The organism is Streptomyces sp. NPDC001617 (genome assembly GCF_053596855.1).
In genome coordinates this window covers 127,562-141,946 of record NZ_JBSFHA010000014.1, presented here as the reverse complement: position 1 = coordinate 141,946, position 14,385 = coordinate 127,562, and the positions used below count along the sequence as shown (strand labels likewise).

Here is a 14,385-nt window from a genome sequence, read left to right as displayed (position 1 = left end):
CGGGCCGCCCACGGGTTCCCGGCGCCGGTCAGCTCGTGAGGTCGCGCCGCCGCAGCCCTGCCAGACCTACGGCGACCAGCGCCGCCGCCACCCCCAGCAGGGCCAGCACCGGCCCCCAACTCATCTCCCCGCCCGGCAACTTGGGCAGATGGCCGAAGGGGGACACGTCCAGTACCACCTGCGGGACGTCCAGCGCCGGTCCGACCCAGCCGATCAGCAGGACCGCGCCCGCGACACCCCACGCCGCCGTCGCCGCCCGCGGCAGCAGGCCGTGCAGCAGCACCGCCACCCCGCCGATCACCCACACCCCGGCCACCTGCACCAGACACGCCCCGAGGATCGGCCCGACCTCCTTGCCGTAGCCGACGGCGAAGCCGAGGCCGGCGAGCAGCATGATCAGGACCGCGCCTCCGAAGGCGATCGTCAGGTGGCCCGCCGCCCAGCGCAGCCGGCCGACCGCGTTGGCCAGCAGCGGTTCCGCCCGGCCGGAGGTCTCCTCCCCATTGAGGCGGAGCACCGACGCCACCACGTACAGCGCGGCGATCAGGCCCAGCATGCCGGTCATCGACGCCAGGAACGCGTCCGTCAACCCACTGTGGCCGCCCATCCGTTCGAAGATCTCGCGGGCGTTCCTGTTGTCGCCGACCAGGTCCGCCACCCCGTCGGTCAGGCCGCCGTAGACGACACCGGCCAGGAAGAAGCCGATCGACCAGCCCAGGACGCCGCCGCGTTGCAGTCGCCAGGCCAGTGCGCCCGCCGTGCCGAGGCGGCCGACCGCCGGTCCGATGGGGGTACCTCCCACGCCCTTAAGGCGGTGGGGGAGTGTCGGCAGGAAGCTCATGCCCACGTCCCGGCGGCCCGCGAGGCCGTAGGCGACCGCGGCCTGGAGAGCCACGGCCGCCGCGAACAGCAGCAGCACCCACCAGCGTTCGGAGGCGTACGGCCGCAGGTTCTCCAGCCAGCCCAGCGGGGACAGCCAGGTCAGGGGCGAGGAGCCGTGGTCGGTCGCCGCGTCACCGGCCGCGCGCAGCACGAAGGCCGCGCCGAGCACCGCCGCCGTCAGGCCCCGCGCCAGCCGGGCGCTCTCCGTCAGCTGGGCGACGATCGCCGCCATCGTGGCGAAGACCATGCCGACCGCGGCCAGGCCGAGACCGAAGGCGACCGCCCCGGTGGCGCCCTGGCCGGCCAGGCCCGCCGCAACCAGCAGCGCCAGTACGGCATTGGCCACCGCCGCCGCCAGCAGGGCCGCCGTCAGCGAGGCGCGGCGGCCCACCGCGCCGGAGGCGATCAGCTCCTGGCGGCCGCTCTCCTCCTCGTCCCGGGTGTGGCGTACGACGACGAGGAGGCTGGTGGCGGCGGCGAGCGCGCCCGAATAGACGCCGACGCGCCAGGCCGTGAGCGCGCCGAGCGAGTCGCCGAAGGCAGGACCGATCAGGGCGCGGAAGGAGGCGTTGGTGGCGACCTGGTGCAGCAGGTCGGTGCGCTCGGCCTCGGTGCCGTAGAGGCCCTTGAGGGTGTTCGGCATGGAGAGGACCATCAGGGCGTTGACCGCCACCCACACCGGGATCATCAGCCGGTCGCGGCGCAGGTTGAAGCGGAGCAGCACGCGCGTGCCCGCGAGGGAGGTCATGACGCCTCCTGGTAGTGCCGCAGGAACAGCTCCTCCAGCGTCGGCGGCGTCGAGGTCAGGGACCGGACGCCGGACTCGCTCAACTGGCGCAGTACGGCGTCGAGTTGGTCCGTGTCGACCTGCAACCGCACTCGCTTCCCCTGTACGTCGAGATCGTGCACGCCCGGCAGCTGCCCCAAGCCGTTGGGAGCGCCCGCGAGTTCGGCCGTCACGCTCGTCCTCGTCAGGTGGCGCAGGTCGGCGAGCGAGCCCGACTCGACCGTGCGGCCCTTGCGGATGATGCTCACGCGGTCGCACAACTCCTCGACCTCGCTGAGGATGTGGGACGAGAGCAGGATCGTCCGGCCCCGGTCCCGCTCCTCCTCCACGCAGCGCTGGAAGACCTCCTCCATCAGCGGGTCCAGGCCGGACGTCGGCTCGTCGAGGATCAGCAGGTCCACGTCCGAGGCGAAGGCGGCGACCAGGGCGACCTTCTGGCGGTTGCCCTTCGAGTAGGTGCGGCCCTTCTTGGTGGGGTCCAACTCGAAGCGGTCGATCAGGTCGGCGCGGCGCCCCGCGTCCAGGCCTCCGCGGAGACGGCCGTAGAGGTCGATGACCTCGCCGCCCGAGAGGTTGCGCCACAGCGTCACGTCTCCGGGGACGTACGCGATCCGGCGGTGCACCTCCACCGCGTCCTGCCACGGGTCGCGGCCCAGCACCTGTGCGGCGCCGGCGTCGGCGCGCAGCAGGCCGAGCAGGACGCGGAGGGTGGTGGACTTGCCGGAGCCGTTCGGGCCGAGGAAGCCGTGCACCTCGCCGGTCTCGACGTCCAGGTCCAGGCCGTCCAGGGCATGAGTGCGACCGAACGACTTGTGGAGGCCGGACACGCTGATTGCCTTCGTCATGGTGGTGAACGTACGCTTCTTTCAGAAATTTGTGAAGTTAAGGAAGTGAGTGAATCGTCGATAGGATGAGCCCATGACGAAAGCAGCTGGTGGGCGGGACGCGGAGGCCGTGTCGCAGTTCGTCGAGTCCTTCGCGGCCCAGCTCGTCGAGGCCGGGATGCAGCGGATGCCGGCGCGGGTCTTCGCCGCGCTGCTCTCCTCCGACGAGGGCTCGATGACCTCCGCCGAGCTGGGCGAACAGCTGCAGATCAGCCCGGCCGCGGTGTCGGGCGCGGTGCGCTATCTGGCCCAGACGCACATGGTCTCGCGCGAGCGGGAGCCCGGTTCACGGCGGGAGCGGTACCGGGTGCACGGCGATCAGTGGTACGAGGCGCTGACCAACCGTGAGGCCCTCATCAAGCGGTGGGAGGGGGCGCTGCGGGAGGGCGTCAGCAGCCTCGGAGAGCACACTCCGGCCGGCCGCCGGATGGCCGAGACGCTCGCCTTCTTCGAGTTCGTCGAGGGGGAGGTCGCGGCCATGATGGAGCGGTGGCGGGTGCACCGGGAGAAGACGTTCGGCGCCTGAACGGCCGTGCTGTCAGGGCTTGTCGAGGCGGTCGCGGAGTCGGGCGTGGCGGAACTGGTAGACGGCGCCGGCCTGGCGCAGGACACCTCTGTGGTGGGCGTCCTCGAGGAAGGCGGCCGGGTCTCGGGGGAGTCGGCCGGTGAGGGGGAGCCAGATGCGGGCGAGGGTCGTCCACTGGCCCCAGGCCGTGAGGGCGAGTCCGTGGGCGATGCCGAGGCCGAGGCCGCCCACGGTCGTGAACACGAACCAGTTCAGGTACTGACCGCCGAGGCCGTAGAAGAGCCACCCCACCAGCCCGAACGTCAGCGTGCTCAGGAGCGTCCGATGGGCCACCGCTCTGCGGCGCGGGCAGTACGGCGAGTTCGGCGGGGCATCAGGCGTGGCAGTCGCTGCGTGAGCTGGTGCTGCGCCGGTCGGTGGAGGCCGGCGAAGCGGCCGACGGGCGACGGGAGTTGGAGGCGCTGGACGAGGAGCCGGACAGCGAGGAACGTGCGCGGGCGTTGTCGGACGCGCTGGCCGCGCGAGCCGGTCGGGACGCCGGGTTCGCACGGCTGCTTCAGGCGTGGCACGACCGGGAGGTTGCCGAGGCGGGCGGGTGCGAGCGGACCGGCGGGACCGGGGCGGGGGACGTGACCGGCACGGTCTCCGGCACCGTGCACGGCACGGTCGTCATGGTCCGGGACGTCAACGGGGACATCAACATCCGCTGAGCCGCCCCCGTCGTACGGCATCGCCGGCCTATCGCCCCGGCGCGCGCAGCCGCCGCCACCCCCACCAGCCGCATCCCAGCACCCCCGCCCCCATGGCAAGGGCCACCGCGACCACCCGCAGCGGTCCCGCGACACCCGTGCCGTCGGTCTCGGCGGCGGCAGGGGAGGCGCTGGTGCCGGGGGCGCCGGTGGGCGAGGCCGATGCCGTTGCGCCGGGTGTGCCTGAGGTGTCCCGGCCGGTTCCCGAGGCGGAGGCCGACCCCGACGCGGATGCCGAAGCCGCGCCCTCCGCCCCCAGGTCGCCCGCCCCCTTCGACGCTCTCGAGTGGATCGGGAACGCCGAAACCTCCCCGCTCTGCCCGGAGTTCAGGTCGCAGGGCGCGTCGATCGTGCCCGCCGGAGTGCCCCCGTTCGCGCCCCTGGGCACGAGGCGCAGGTCGATATGGCCGAAGACGAGCCTCGCCCCGCCCGCCTTGGTGAAGGTGAGCGAGGGCAGGGTTCCGGTCGTCTCGATGGTCAGGTCTCCGGACTCCGGGACCGGACTCTTGGGCACGACGAAGGTGACGTCGACGGCTTTGCCAGCGCCGGGCGCGGCTACTACGGCCTTGACGTCCGCCGAGCCCTCCACGGTGCTCGCCCCGATCAACCGCAGCGATGCACTGACGTTCCCGCCGACCGTCGCCGTGGCGCCGAGGGACGATCGGGGAGCGGCTCGACCGGCCTCGTACGACGGTGGCGACGGCCATGTCACCGTCGCCGTCATCGGCTTGCCCTCGATGAAGGGGAAGTCACATGTGTAGTGCAGAGCACGCGGAGCCGGGGCCGCCGCAGCGGACCCGGCTCCGAACAGACCCGCACTTCCGAGAAGAGCAACTGCTGTGACGTACCGGGCTAAGCCAGCGACCATGCTCCGCAGGTTACGAACCCCGCCCCCGTCGGCACCAGAGGGCCCACCGAAGCCCTTACGGCTCCCTCGTATCCTTATACGGCACTTTCGCCCCCGCACTGCGAGTGGAGGACGTGGCGTCGGGGGCCGGCTACCGCCAGGGTTTACACGTCATCAACTGAGCGATTGACGACGCCGGGCGTCCCGGCGGTCCAGTCTTCTCCTGGTGCCAGGGCCATTGGCCAGGCCTCGGCGGACACACATGCCAGAGTGTGAGGGGACCAGAACATGGTGAAGCGGAAACGCACCGTGATGAGCGGTGCTACGGCGATGGTCGCGGCCGGGCTGCTGCTCACGGCCGGTGCAACGGCCCCGGCCCAGGCAGCGGCGCAGTCGGTCGTGTTCGAGCCGAGCACCGTCACGTGGTACGGCAACAATTGCAAGGCGTGGATCAACACCGAGAAGCAGTCCGGCGACTGGTACGCCCAGGGCCTGGTTCACTCCTGGAACGGCGGCGACTGCACCATGAAGCTGATGCGTTATCACAACGGGGAGTGGACGGAAATCACGCATCGCGACATCATCAACGGGCAGAGGCAAACCGGCTGGCACTACGACGGGCCCGGCTACAAGTCGACGGTGTGCGTGATCGACTGGAGCATCGCGGCGAACGCCGACTACAACTGCAACTACGCCGGAGCCGTGTGACACGGCGTAGATCTGGCAGCCCCGGGCCGGGGGAAGCGGTCCGGGGCTGCGGGCCGGTGCGAGAGGTGCGGCAACTCGCCGGCTCACCGCGGCGGTTACGCCGGTTGAGCCCGAGCCGGCGATCCGTGCGCCTACCGCTCCTTCGTCTCCTCCAGCACCGTCCGCCCCAGCAGCGCGTACCGCTCGGGCGAGCGGCGCTTGAGGTACTGGGCGTAGCCGATGCCGGTCGCCGCGACCAGGGCCACCAGCCAGGGTGTCGCCTTCAGCACCAGTGAGCCGGACTCCGAGCCGGCCGCGACGCTCATGTTGGACACCAGCAGCAGGACTACGGCGAGCATCGCGATGCCGCCGATGAGCGGGGCGGCGAAGGTCTTGAACCAGTGCCGGCTCTCGGGGTGGTTCTTGCGGAAGTAGACCAGCACCGCGAAGGAGCACACCGCCTGCACGATCAGGATCGCCATCGTGCCGAGGATGGCGAGCAGGACGTAGAGGGCGTTGGCCGGGTCCTTGCTCGTCGCCCAGAACGCGACGATCAGTACGGCGCTCACCACCGTCTGCACGAAGCCCGCGATGTGCGGCGAACCGTGCTTGGCGTGGGTGCGGCCGATGGTGTTCTTCAGCGAGGGGAGGACGCCCTCGCGGCCCAGCGCGTACATGTAACGGCTGGCGCAGTTGTGGAAGGCCATGCCGCAGGCCAGCGAGCCGGTGATCATCAGCCACTGCATGAGGTCGACCGCCCAGTGGCCGACGTAGTGCTCGGTGGGGTTGAAGAACAGGGCGAGCGGGTTCGCGGACGAGGCGGCCTTCACGGCCTCCGTCTCGCCGTTGCCGATGATGGCCATCCAGGAGACGAAGACGTAGAAGACGCCGACGCCGAGGACCGAGATCATCGTGGCCTTGGGGATGATCTTCTTCGGGTCGCGGGACTCCTCGCCGTACATCGCGGTCGACTCGAAGCCGACCCACGACCAGAAGGCGAAGAAGAGACCGAGACCGGCGGACGTCCCCTTGAAGGCGTTGACCGGGTTGACCGGGCCGAAGGTGAAGCCGTGGGGGCCGCCGCCGTGCAGGGCGACCGAGATCGCCATCGCCGCGAGGACGGTCACCTCCGTGCCCAGCAGGACGACGAGCAGCTTCTCGGCGACCGTGACGCCGAACCAGGTGCCCGTCGCGTTGACGGCGAGCATCAGGATCGCGCAGGCCCACCACGGGACGTCAAGTCCCGTCTGGTCCTTGAGGGTTCCGGTGGCGAAGATCGAGAAGATGCCGATCAGCGCCGGCTCGAACACGACGTACGCGAAGGTCGCGAGGAGCCCCGAGGCGAGGCCGACGGTGCGGCCCAGGCCGTAGGAGATGAAGCCGTAGAAGGCGCCCGTCGAGGTGATGTGCTTCGCCATCGACGTGAAGCCGACGGAAAAGATTGCCAGGACGACCATTGCGACGAGATAGCTCGCCGGGGCGCCGATGCCGTTGCCGGACGACACCATGAAGGGCACGTTGCCGGTCATCGCGGTGATCGGCGCGGCGGTGGCGACGGCCATGAAGACCACGCCCAGTAGGCCGATCGCGTTGGGCTTGAGCCGGTGAACCGTGCCTTCGCCGCCTGTTTCCGTCGCCGGGGCGACTCCCTCATCCACTGCCATCGGGGTGGCCCCTCTCCTGCTGTCCGCTGGTTGCAATGGACCGGAACTCTGTAGTCCGAATGAGTCGAGAAAGGGTCTCGGGGCGTTAAATGTTTGTCAACCAGACCTTTAGAAACCTGGGGCAACCTGACGGCAACACACGGCTCGTACGGTCGCCGCCATGACCGTCTACACGTCCACTCTCGGTGTCGAACGCTTCCGCTTCGACTCCCTCGCGCGTCTCCTCGCCGCCGCGAGCCCCGAGCGCTCCGGCGACCGGCTCGCCGGCCTCGCCGCCGCGAGCGCCCAGGAGCGGGTCGCGGCGCGCTGGGCCCTCGCCGAGGTGCCGCTGGCGACCTTTCTGACCGAGCCTGTGATCCCGTACGAGACCGACGACGTGACCCGGCTGATCCTCGACACGCATGACGCGGCCGCCTTCGCGCCGGTGGCCGGGATGACGGTCGGGGAGCTGCGGGAGTGGCTGCTGGCGGCGGGGAGCGAGGCGCTGGCCGCGGTCTCGCCGGGGCTGACCCCGGAGATGGTCGCGGCGGTCTCGAAACTGATGGGGAACGCCGATCTGGTTGCCGTGGCCCGCAAGGTCCAGGTCGTGACGGCGTTCCGCTCGACGATCGGGCTGCCGGGGCGGCTGGCGACACGCCTCCAGCCCAACCACCCGACGGACGATCCGGCGGGAGTGGCGGCGGCCCTGCTCGACGGCCTGCTGCTGGGCTCCGGCGACGCGGTGATCGGCATCAACCCGGCGACGGACAGCCCGAAGGCGGTACGGGACCTGCTGGAACTCCTGGACGGAGTGATCGGCCGGTACTCCATCCCCACCCAGTCCTGCGTCCTCTGCCATGTCACGACGAGCGTGGACCTGATGGAGCGCGGCGCACCGGTCGACCTGGTCTTCCAGTCCATCGCGGGCACGCAGGCGGCGAACGCGTCCTTCGGCGTGACGCTCGGCCTGCTCGACGAGGCGTACGAGGCGGCGCGCGGGCTGGGCCGGGGGACGGTCGGCGACAACGTCATGTACTTCGAGACCGGCCAGGGCAGCGCGCTGTCGGCCGACGCGCACCACGGGGTGGACCAGCAGACGGTGGAGGCGCGGGCGTACGCGGTGGCGCGGCGCTACGAGCCCCTGCTGGTGAACACGGTGGTCGGCTTCATAGGCCCGGAGTACCTGTACGACGGCCGCCAGATCCTCCGGGCCGCTCTCGAGGACCACTTCTGCGGCAAGCTGCTGGGCCTCCCGATGGGCCTGGACATCTGCTACACGAACCACGCCGACGCCGATGACGACGACGTGGCCACCATGCTCACGATGCTCGGCGTCGCGGGCGCGTCCTTCGTGATCTGCACGCCGGGCGGCGACGACATCATGCTCAACTACCAATCGGCCTCGTACCACGACGCGTTGTACCTGCGGGAGGTGTTGGGCCTGCGCCCGGCACCGGAGTTCGAGGCGTGGCTGGGGTCGATCGGGCTGCTGGACGAAGGGGGTTCGATCAGGGAGGTGCCGTCCGACACGGCGCATCCCCTGACGGCGATCGGAAGGGAACTGGCGGCATGACGGATGGTCGAGCAGAGCTCGTTGTCGGTGACCTGCCCCTGTGGTCCGCCCTGCGCCGGCACACCCAGGCGCGTATCGGCCTCGGCCGCGCGGGTACGGCGCTCCCGACCCGGCACCGGCTGGAACTCCAGTCCGCGCACGCGGCGGCCCGGGACGCGGTGCACTCGCCGTTCGAGCCGGAGGAGGTGGCGGCGGGGCTGGCGGGCCTGGAGACGGTACGGGTCCGCAGCGCGGCCGGCGACCGGCTGACGTATCTCCAACGCCCCGACCTGGGCCGCCGGCTGGACCCGATGGACCGCGCCCACCTCCCGGCCGGCGACTGGGACGTGGTGTTCGTGGTCGCGGACGGGTTGTCCAGCCGTGCGGTGCACGAGCATGCGGCGGCGATGGTGCGGGAGACGGTGGCGCGGCTGGCGGGATGGAACGTGGCCCCCGTGGTGCTGGCCGAACAGGCCCGAGTGGCCCTCGGCGACGACATCGCGGAGGCCATGGGTGCGGCGATGGTGGTGGTGTTCGTGGGCGAGCGCCCCGGCATGTCGGCGGCGGACTCGCTGGGGGCGTATCTGACGTACCGGCCGAGAGCGGGGGTGACGACGGACGCGGACAGGAACTGCCTGAGCAACATCCGGCCGCCGCTGGGGCTGTCGTACGAGCTCGCGGCGGGGAAGCTGACGGGGTTGATGGGCAGGGCACGGGAGCTGCGGCTGACCGGGGTGGGGCTGAAGGACGAGTCGGACGCGCTGCCGGGGTAGCGGGAGCTCAGCGGGGCATGGCTCGGAGCAACTCCCCGACCCGTTCACGCGCCGGGCCCGTCCAGTCCCGGTCGGGGAACAGCGGCGCCTGGAGGTCTGTCCGGTCTTCGAGGCCGACCCGGTGTTCCGGCCACCGCACGTCGGCACCGGCCCGCTCCGCCAGGGCCACTGCGGTGGCGAGGAAGCCGGCGGAGAGCGCGTCCACGACGTGGTGCCGTGTGCGGTCGCGCCAGTGCAGCAAGGTGTTCACGAACGTCCCGAGTGCGGCCGGGTCGATCTGGCACTCGTCGTTCTCCATCGGCCCGATGCCCGACGGCACGCCCAGTTCGTCCTCGTAGAGGGTCACATGGCGCAGGAACAGCCGGGCCGCTCCGTTGGAGGGGTTCCACAGGGTCTCGTCACCGACGTCGAAGTACTGGCTCATGGCTGCCCCTCCCGGAGATGATCACGGACGGGCACGCTAGCCGGACTGCTCACCCCACGCCGCCCCTTTTCGCGCCGCCCCCGGTCACCCCACAGGCACCGTAAGCCCCCAAGCCCCCTCCCACACCGTCCACGTCCGTCTCCGGACCGGCCCCCACACCCCCGCGTCCGCCCGGTACCGGAAATCCGTGCCCGAGACGCTCACCGTCCGGCCCAGAGCCCGTAGCGGTGAAGCCTCCGCGCCCACCGACAGGGGGCGGATCTCGACCTCCGCCATGCCCGCGGCGCCGGGTGTCACCCACACCGCCTCCACCGGCTGGTCCAGGTCCACCAGGGTCACGCCGTCGACCTCGACCCGCAGCCGGGCGGCGCGGGGCGGGGGGAGCGGGGTCTCGCGGGCCGGGACCAGGGTTCGTACGAGGGACTGGGCGGTGCGCAGCCAGGGGCGGCCCACGTCCAGCGACGGGGGGCGCGGAGCCACCGGAGGTATGCGGAGCGTGCCCAGCACCACCCCGTCGCTGTCGTCCACCAGCAGGTCCCGCCGCCGTACGACCCCGTCGAGCACCGCCCGTGCCGCCGCCACCGCCCCCGTCGGCACGCCCAGGGCCCCCGCGACGGACAGCGCGGCGCCCACCGGCACCATCGACAGCGCACATCCGGCCAGCTCCCGCTGCCGGTGGAGGACGGACACCGCACGGACCAGGGCGCGGTCGTCACCCACGACCACCGGCCGGCGCGAGCCCCGCCGCGCCAGCGCGCGGGCGAACTCCTCCGGTCCCTCCGGCAGGCATACCTTCGCCTGCGCACCCGCGCTGAGCACGTCTTTCGCGATACGTACCGACTCCCCGTCCGTCCGTCTGGCGATCGGATCGATGACCACCAGCAGCTGATCGGAAGTCGCGGAAGTCGCCACCTCGGTCCTGCCTCGCTTCCTCGGGTAGCATCTTTGTGCAAGAGCCCCTTGCGCTATTGCGCCAGGGGCTTCGTCTATTCCGGGGCATCCGGGTCCGACGGGTTCGCGGCCGACGACGGCCGTCGGTGGCCGCAGCTGGTCGCCGGTGTACGAGGCACAGGGCCGTGCCGCGTACGCCCCTGACCTTGGACATGCCCCGCCCGGAAGGGGTGTACGCGCGTGCCCGCACTTGTGCTGCTCGGTGCTCAGTGGGGTGACGAAGGCAAGGGAAAGGCGACGGACCTGCTAGGCGGGTCGGTCGACTATGTAGTGCGCTATCAGGGCGGCAACAACGCCGGTCACACGGTCGTCGTCGGCGACCAGAAGTACGCACTGCATCTCCTCCCTTCTGGAATCCTCTCGCCGGGGTGCACCCCGGTCATCGGCAACGGTGTCGTCGTCGACCCGTCGGTCCTGTTCTCCGAGCTGAACGGGCTGAACGAGCGTGGCGTCGACACGTCCAAGCTCCTGATCAGCGGTAACGCTCACATCATCACGCCGTACAACGTGACGGTGGACAAGGTGACGGAACGCTTCCTCGGGAAGCGGAAGATCGGGACCACCGGCCGCGGCATCGGGCCGACCTACGCGGACAAGATCAACCGCGTCGGCATCCGGGTCCAGGACCTGTACGACGAGTCGATCCTCACCCAGAAGGTCGAAGCCGCCCTCGACGTCAAGAACCAGATGCTCACCAAGCTCTACAACCGCCGCGCGATCGCGATCGAGCAGGTGGTCGAGGAGCTGCTGGGCTACGCGGACCGGCTGAAGCCGTACGTCGCCGACACGGTCCTCCTCCTCAACCAGGCGCTGGACGACGACAAGGTGGTCCTCTTCGAGGGCGGCCAGGGCACGCTGCTCGACATCGACCACGGGACCTATCCCTTCGTGACGTCCAGCAACCCCACCGCCGGTGGCGCGTGCACGGGTGCGGGCGTGGGCCCCACCAAGATCAGCCGGGTCATCGGCATCCTGAAGGCGTACACCACCCGGGTCGGCTCCGGCCCCTTCCCGACCGAGCTGTTCGACGAGGACGGCGCGGCGCTGCGCCGCATCGGCGGCGAGCGGGGTGTGACGACGGGCCGTGACCGGCGGTGCGGCTGGTTCGACGCCGTCATCGCCCGGTACGCGACCCGGGTCAACGGCCTGACGGACTTCTTCCTCACCAAGCTCGACGTCCTCACCGGCTGGGAGCAGATCCCCGTCTGCGTCGCCTACGAGATCGACGGCAAGCGCGTCGAGGAACTCCCGTACTCGCAGTCGGACTTCCACCACGCGAAGCCGATCTACGAGACCCTCCCCGGCTGGTCCGAGGACATCACCAAGGCGAAGTCCTTCTCCGACCTCCCGAAGAACGCCCAGAACTACGTCAAGGCGCTGGAGGAGATGTCGGGCGCGCCGATCTCGGCGATCGGTGTCGGCCCGGGCCGGGACGAGACGATCGAGATCAACTCGTTCCTGTAGGTCTGACCTGGAGCGGCGGCAGCTTGACAGAGGTGTCGGCTGCCACCGCGCTCGGGGGACGCGGGCGGGATGGTGTGACTAGTCTGTCCGCCATGAAGGAGACAGGATGCTGCTGAGATTCAGGGCGGCGAACGTCCGGTCCCTGCGTGACGAACAGGAGCTGTCGTTCGTCGCACGGGAAGGCGCCGAGGGTGACGTCGCGGCGGCGCGCGAGGTGGAACTCTCCGACGGCCGACGCCTTCCCGTCCACACTGTTCTCGGCGTCTTCGGCGCCAACGCATCCGGCAAGTCCAATGTCATCACCGCTCTGAAGAACATGCGCAAGGCGGTGCTGCGTTCCTACGCCGACTGGACTTCCTACGACGGCATTCCCCGCGACGAGTTCGCCCTGGATCCGAAGGCGGCCTCGGAGACCACGTTGTACGAAGCGGACTTCATTCTTGACGCAGGCGTCCGATGGACGTACGGCTTCGAGTTGGGAGAGCGTCGAGTAGAGGCGGAGTGGCTCTACGCCTATCCCAAGGGCCGCCGTCAGGTGTGGTTCGAGCGGGATGCGACGCGGGAGAAGGACTTCGAGTTCCCGGGGGAGCGTCTGCACGACCGGGCGCGGCTTGCGCGCACCACCCGCAAGGACGCTCTACTGCTGACCCGCGCCGCCACCGACGGGCATGAGCAGCTCACCCCGGTCTTCGACTGGTTCAAGAACAACCTGTGGGACGTAACGCCGGAGACCGAGCGTGCGCAGCGCGAGGACTACACGGCGTTGCGGCTGCTGCGCAGCGAGGACTTCCGGCGGCGGACCGAGGAACTGCTGCGGGTGGCCGACCTCGGTATCGCTGGCGTCGAGGTCGAGCAGTCGTCCTCCGGTCGCCCCGTGGTGCGCCTCGTCCACGCCGGCAGCGGTGAGCGGACCTCGCTGGACTGGTCGTCGGAGTCGTGGGGAACGCGCTCGTGGTTCGCGCTGATCGGCCCCCTGCTCCTCGCCCTCGACACAGGCGCGGTCCTGCTGGTCGACGAGCTCGACGCCAGCCTGCACTCACGCTTCGCAGCGGAGGTCGTGCGGCTCTTCCAGGCGCCCTGGGTGAATCCGAAGGGCGCCCAGCTGGTCTTCACTGGACATGACCCCTCTCTCCTGCGGACACCGGGCGGTGGACGGCTTCTGCAACCGGGACAGATCTGGCTCACGGAGAAGGACGAACGAGGTGCCACGGAACTCTCTTCGGTCGCCGAGTGGGAGCCGACGGAGGAGGAGGACCTGATGGTCTCGTACCTCGCCGGTTCGTTCGGCGCGGTACCGAAGGTGTCCGAAGGGCAGATCGGGCGGCGGCTGCTGCGTACGGACGACATCGCGCGGATGGAGGCGGAAGAGGTCTGATGGCCAGGCCAAAGGGAGGGGACAGCATCGCCCCCAAGAAGGGCGGCGCGAAGGGGCGCGCTCATCGAGACCGTCAGGTGTACGTCTTCACCGAGGGCGAGGTCACCGAGCCCGAGTACATCGACATCATCGTGAAGAACGGCGTTCTGGACAGGCCCGACCGCAAGGTCCAGCACCACATCGAGAACCCGAACGCCGAGGGCAAGCACCGCAAGCCCTACAGGATGGTCCAGGACGCCGTCCGTACGCTGCGCAAGGTGGAGCGGGAGGCGAAGGCGGCGGGCCTGAAGCCGTACCGCGTCGCCGGTGGGGTAGAGGAGGGCGACTGGAACTGGCCCCAGGTGTGGGTGCTGTTTGACCGCGACGGTCACCAGGGCATCCGGGAGGCCAGGCAATTGGCGGAGAAGGAGGGGATCAGGGTCGCGTACTCCCACCCCTGTTTCGAACTCTGGCGGCTGCTGCACTACACCAACTACACGAGCACGTTCGGCACGGAGGCGTGCGGCGACGCCAACAGCCGCCTGCGGTCGAGCCGCGGCTTCGCAGCGACGTACGGGCGCGGCGTCCGGTCGGTCTCCGAACAACAGTCCAAACATGTGCGCGAGGAGCAGGTGCTGAGCCCGGAGGGCACGGACGGCAGCCGATACCGCGAGGCCAGGAATTACGCGAAGGCGATCAACAAGCGCTGCGATTCGCCTAACCCGAACGACTGGGACCCCTACACGGACGTCTGGTCGTTCGTGGAGGACGGACTGCTCCTCGGCCACTACTAGGCTGAGGGGTCGCACTTCTCCGTCGTGGGGCGGTGCGCCGCCCGCTGCCCGCCCGCTCACATCTCAGG

At 70.3% G+C, this 14,385-nt stretch carries 15 protein-coding genes; 8 read left to right on the top strand and 7 right to left on the bottom strand.

Annotated elements, in window-relative coordinates:
• Window positions 1-28: 28 nt before the first annotated feature.
• Both ACWC09_RS13960 and ACWC09_RS13955 read right to left on the bottom strand, forming a co-directional pair.
• Complete coding sequence (locus ACWC09_RS13960; protein ID WP_450850756.1) at window positions 29-1,630, bottom strand: ABC transporter permease; 1,602 nt, start codon at window positions 1,628-1,630, stop codon at window positions 29-31.
• Entirely contained in the window at window positions 1,627-2,514 is an 888-nt protein-coding gene (locus ACWC09_RS13955) for an ABC transporter ATP-binding protein (protein WP_450850755.1), read from the bottom strand. The genes ACWC09_RS13960 and ACWC09_RS13955 overlap by 4 nt, the downstream gene beginning before the upstream one ends.
• Window positions 2,515-2,587: 73 nt before the next feature.
• Between ACWC09_RS13955 and ACWC09_RS13950 the strand changes: the two genes are divergently transcribed.
• Window positions 2,588-3,079, top strand: coding sequence for a GbsR/MarR family transcriptional regulator (locus tag ACWC09_RS13950; RefSeq protein WP_450850754.1), 492 nt, complete (start codon window positions 2,588-2,590; stop codon window positions 3,077-3,079).
• 12 nt (window positions 3,080-3,091) lie between these two features.
• Here ACWC09_RS13950 and ACWC09_RS13945 read toward each other — a convergent pair whose 3' ends face one another.
• The gene (locus ACWC09_RS13945) at window positions 3,092-3,412 is read right to left on the bottom strand and encodes a hypothetical protein (protein ID WP_450850753.1); all 321 of its coding nucleotides are present in this window, start codon (window positions 3,410-3,412) and stop codon (window positions 3,092-3,094) included.
• A 68-nt stretch (window positions 3,413-3,480) separates the two neighbouring features.
• Here ACWC09_RS13945 and ACWC09_RS13940 point away from each other — a divergent pair, with 68 nt between their 5' ends.
• Window positions 3,481-3,789, top strand: a complete 309-nt coding sequence (locus ACWC09_RS13940; RefSeq protein WP_450850752.1) for a hypothetical protein — start codon at window positions 3,481-3,483, stop codon at window positions 3,787-3,789.
• 28 nt (window positions 3,790-3,817) lie between these two features.
• Here the strand turns inward: ACWC09_RS13940 and ACWC09_RS13935 are convergent, their stop codons facing one another.
• Complete coding sequence (locus tag ACWC09_RS13935; protein ID WP_450850751.1) at window positions 3,818-4,696, bottom strand: DUF6801 domain-containing protein; 879 nt, start codon at window positions 4,694-4,696, stop codon at window positions 3,818-3,820.
• Between the two features lie 267 nt (window positions 4,697-4,963).
• On the opposite strand from ACWC09_RS13935, the gene ACWC09_RS13930 reads away from it, so the two are divergent.
• Window positions 4,964-5,383, top strand: a complete 420-nt coding sequence (locus ACWC09_RS13930; protein WP_450850750.1) for a hypothetical protein — start codon at window positions 4,964-4,966, stop codon at window positions 5,381-5,383.
• Between the two features lie 131 nt (window positions 5,384-5,514).
• On the opposite strand, the gene ACWC09_RS13925 is transcribed toward ACWC09_RS13930, so the two are convergent.
• On the bottom strand, window positions 5,515-7,026 hold the full coding sequence (locus ACWC09_RS13925) for an APC family permease (protein ID WP_450850749.1): 1,512 nt from the start codon (window positions 7,024-7,026) through the stop codon (window positions 5,515-5,517).
• Window positions 7,027-7,186: 160 nt separating this feature from the next.
• Here ACWC09_RS13925 and ACWC09_RS13920 point away from each other — a divergent pair, with 160 nt between their 5' ends.
• Window positions 7,187-8,578, top strand: a complete 1,392-nt coding sequence (locus tag ACWC09_RS13920) for an ethanolamine ammonia-lyase subunit EutB (protein ID WP_450850748.1) — start codon at window positions 7,187-7,189, stop codon at window positions 8,576-8,578.
• A complete protein-coding gene (gene eutC, locus ACWC09_RS13915; RefSeq protein ID WP_450850747.1) occupies window positions 8,575-9,330 on the top strand; it encodes an ethanolamine ammonia-lyase subunit EutC in 756 nt (251 codons plus the stop codon). The genes ACWC09_RS13920 and eutC overlap by 4 nt, the downstream gene beginning before the upstream one ends.
• 7 nt (window positions 9,331-9,337) lie before the next feature.
• Here the strand turns inward: eutC and ACWC09_RS13910 are convergent, their stop codons facing one another.
• Both ACWC09_RS13910 and ACWC09_RS13905 read right to left on the bottom strand, forming a co-directional pair.
• Complete coding sequence (locus tag ACWC09_RS13910; RefSeq protein WP_450850746.1) at window positions 9,338-9,754, bottom strand: DUF6086 family protein; 417 nt, start codon at window positions 9,752-9,754, stop codon at window positions 9,338-9,340.
• An 84-nt stretch (window positions 9,755-9,838) separates the two neighbouring features.
• Entirely contained in the window at window positions 9,839-10,666 is an 828-nt protein-coding gene (locus ACWC09_RS13905) for a diacylglycerol kinase (protein ID WP_450850745.1), read from the bottom strand.
• Between the two features lie 219 nt (window positions 10,667-10,885).
• Here ACWC09_RS13905 and ACWC09_RS13900 point away from each other — a divergent pair, with 219 nt between their 5' ends.
• The 3 genes from ACWC09_RS13900 (at window position 10,886) to ACWC09_RS13890 (ending at window position 14,317) form a co-directional block, all read left to right on the top strand.
• Window positions 10,886-12,169, top strand: a complete 1,284-nt coding sequence (locus tag ACWC09_RS13900; RefSeq protein WP_450850744.1) for an adenylosuccinate synthase — start codon at window positions 10,886-10,888, stop codon at window positions 12,167-12,169.
• A gap of 106 nt (window positions 12,170-12,275) precedes the next feature.
• Complete coding sequence (locus ACWC09_RS13895; RefSeq protein ID WP_450850743.1) at window positions 12,276-13,544, top strand: AAA family ATPase; 1,269 nt, start codon at window positions 12,276-12,278, stop codon at window positions 13,542-13,544.
• Complete coding sequence (locus ACWC09_RS13890) at window positions 13,544-14,317, top strand: RloB family protein (protein ID WP_450850742.1); 774 nt, start codon at window positions 13,544-13,546, stop codon at window positions 14,315-14,317. The genes ACWC09_RS13895 and ACWC09_RS13890 overlap by 1 nt, the downstream gene beginning before the upstream one ends.
• Window positions 14,318-14,385: the final 68 nt, after the last annotated feature.

Bases quoted from the DNA above. Each gene is read 5' to 3' on its own strand.
- ACWC09_RS13960 (WP_450850756.1), bottom strand. From the start codon at position 1,630: ATGACCTCCCTCGCGGGCACGCGCGTGCTGCTCCGCTTCAACCTGCGC.
- ACWC09_RS13955 (WP_450850755.1), bottom strand. From the start codon at position 2,514: ATGACGAAGGCAATCAGCGTGTCCGGCCTCCACAAGTCGTTCGGTCGC.
- ACWC09_RS13950 (WP_450850754.1), top strand. From the start codon at position 2,588: ATGACGAAAGCAGCTGGTGGGCGGGACGCGGAGGCCGTGTCGCAGTTC.
- ACWC09_RS13935 (WP_450850751.1), bottom strand. From the start codon at position 4,696: ATGGTCGCTGGCTTAGCCCGGTACGTCACAGCAGTTGCTCTTCTCGGA.
- ACWC09_RS13930 (WP_450850750.1), top strand. From the start codon at position 4,964: ATGGTGAAGCGGAAACGCACCGTGATGAGCGGTGCTACGGCGATGGTC.
- ACWC09_RS13925 (WP_450850749.1), bottom strand. From the start codon at position 7,026: ATGGCAGTGGATGAGGGAGTCGCCCCGGCGACGGAAACAGGCGGCGAA.
- ACWC09_RS13920 (WP_450850748.1), top strand. From the start codon at position 7,187: ATGACCGTCTACACGTCCACTCTCGGTGTCGAACGCTTCCGCTTCGAC.
- eutC (WP_450850747.1), top strand. From the start codon at position 8,575: ATGACGGATGGTCGAGCAGAGCTCGTTGTCGGTGACCTGCCCCTGTGG.
- ACWC09_RS13910 (WP_450850746.1), bottom strand. From the start codon at position 9,754: ATGAGCCAGTACTTCGACGTCGGTGACGAGACCCTGTGGAACCCCTCC.
- ACWC09_RS13895 (WP_450850743.1), top strand. From the start codon at position 12,276: ATGCTGCTGAGATTCAGGGCGGCGAACGTCCGGTCCCTGCGTGACGAA.
- ACWC09_RS13890 (WP_450850742.1), top strand. From the start codon at position 13,544: ATGGCCAGGCCAAAGGGAGGGGACAGCATCGCCCCCAAGAAGGGCGGC.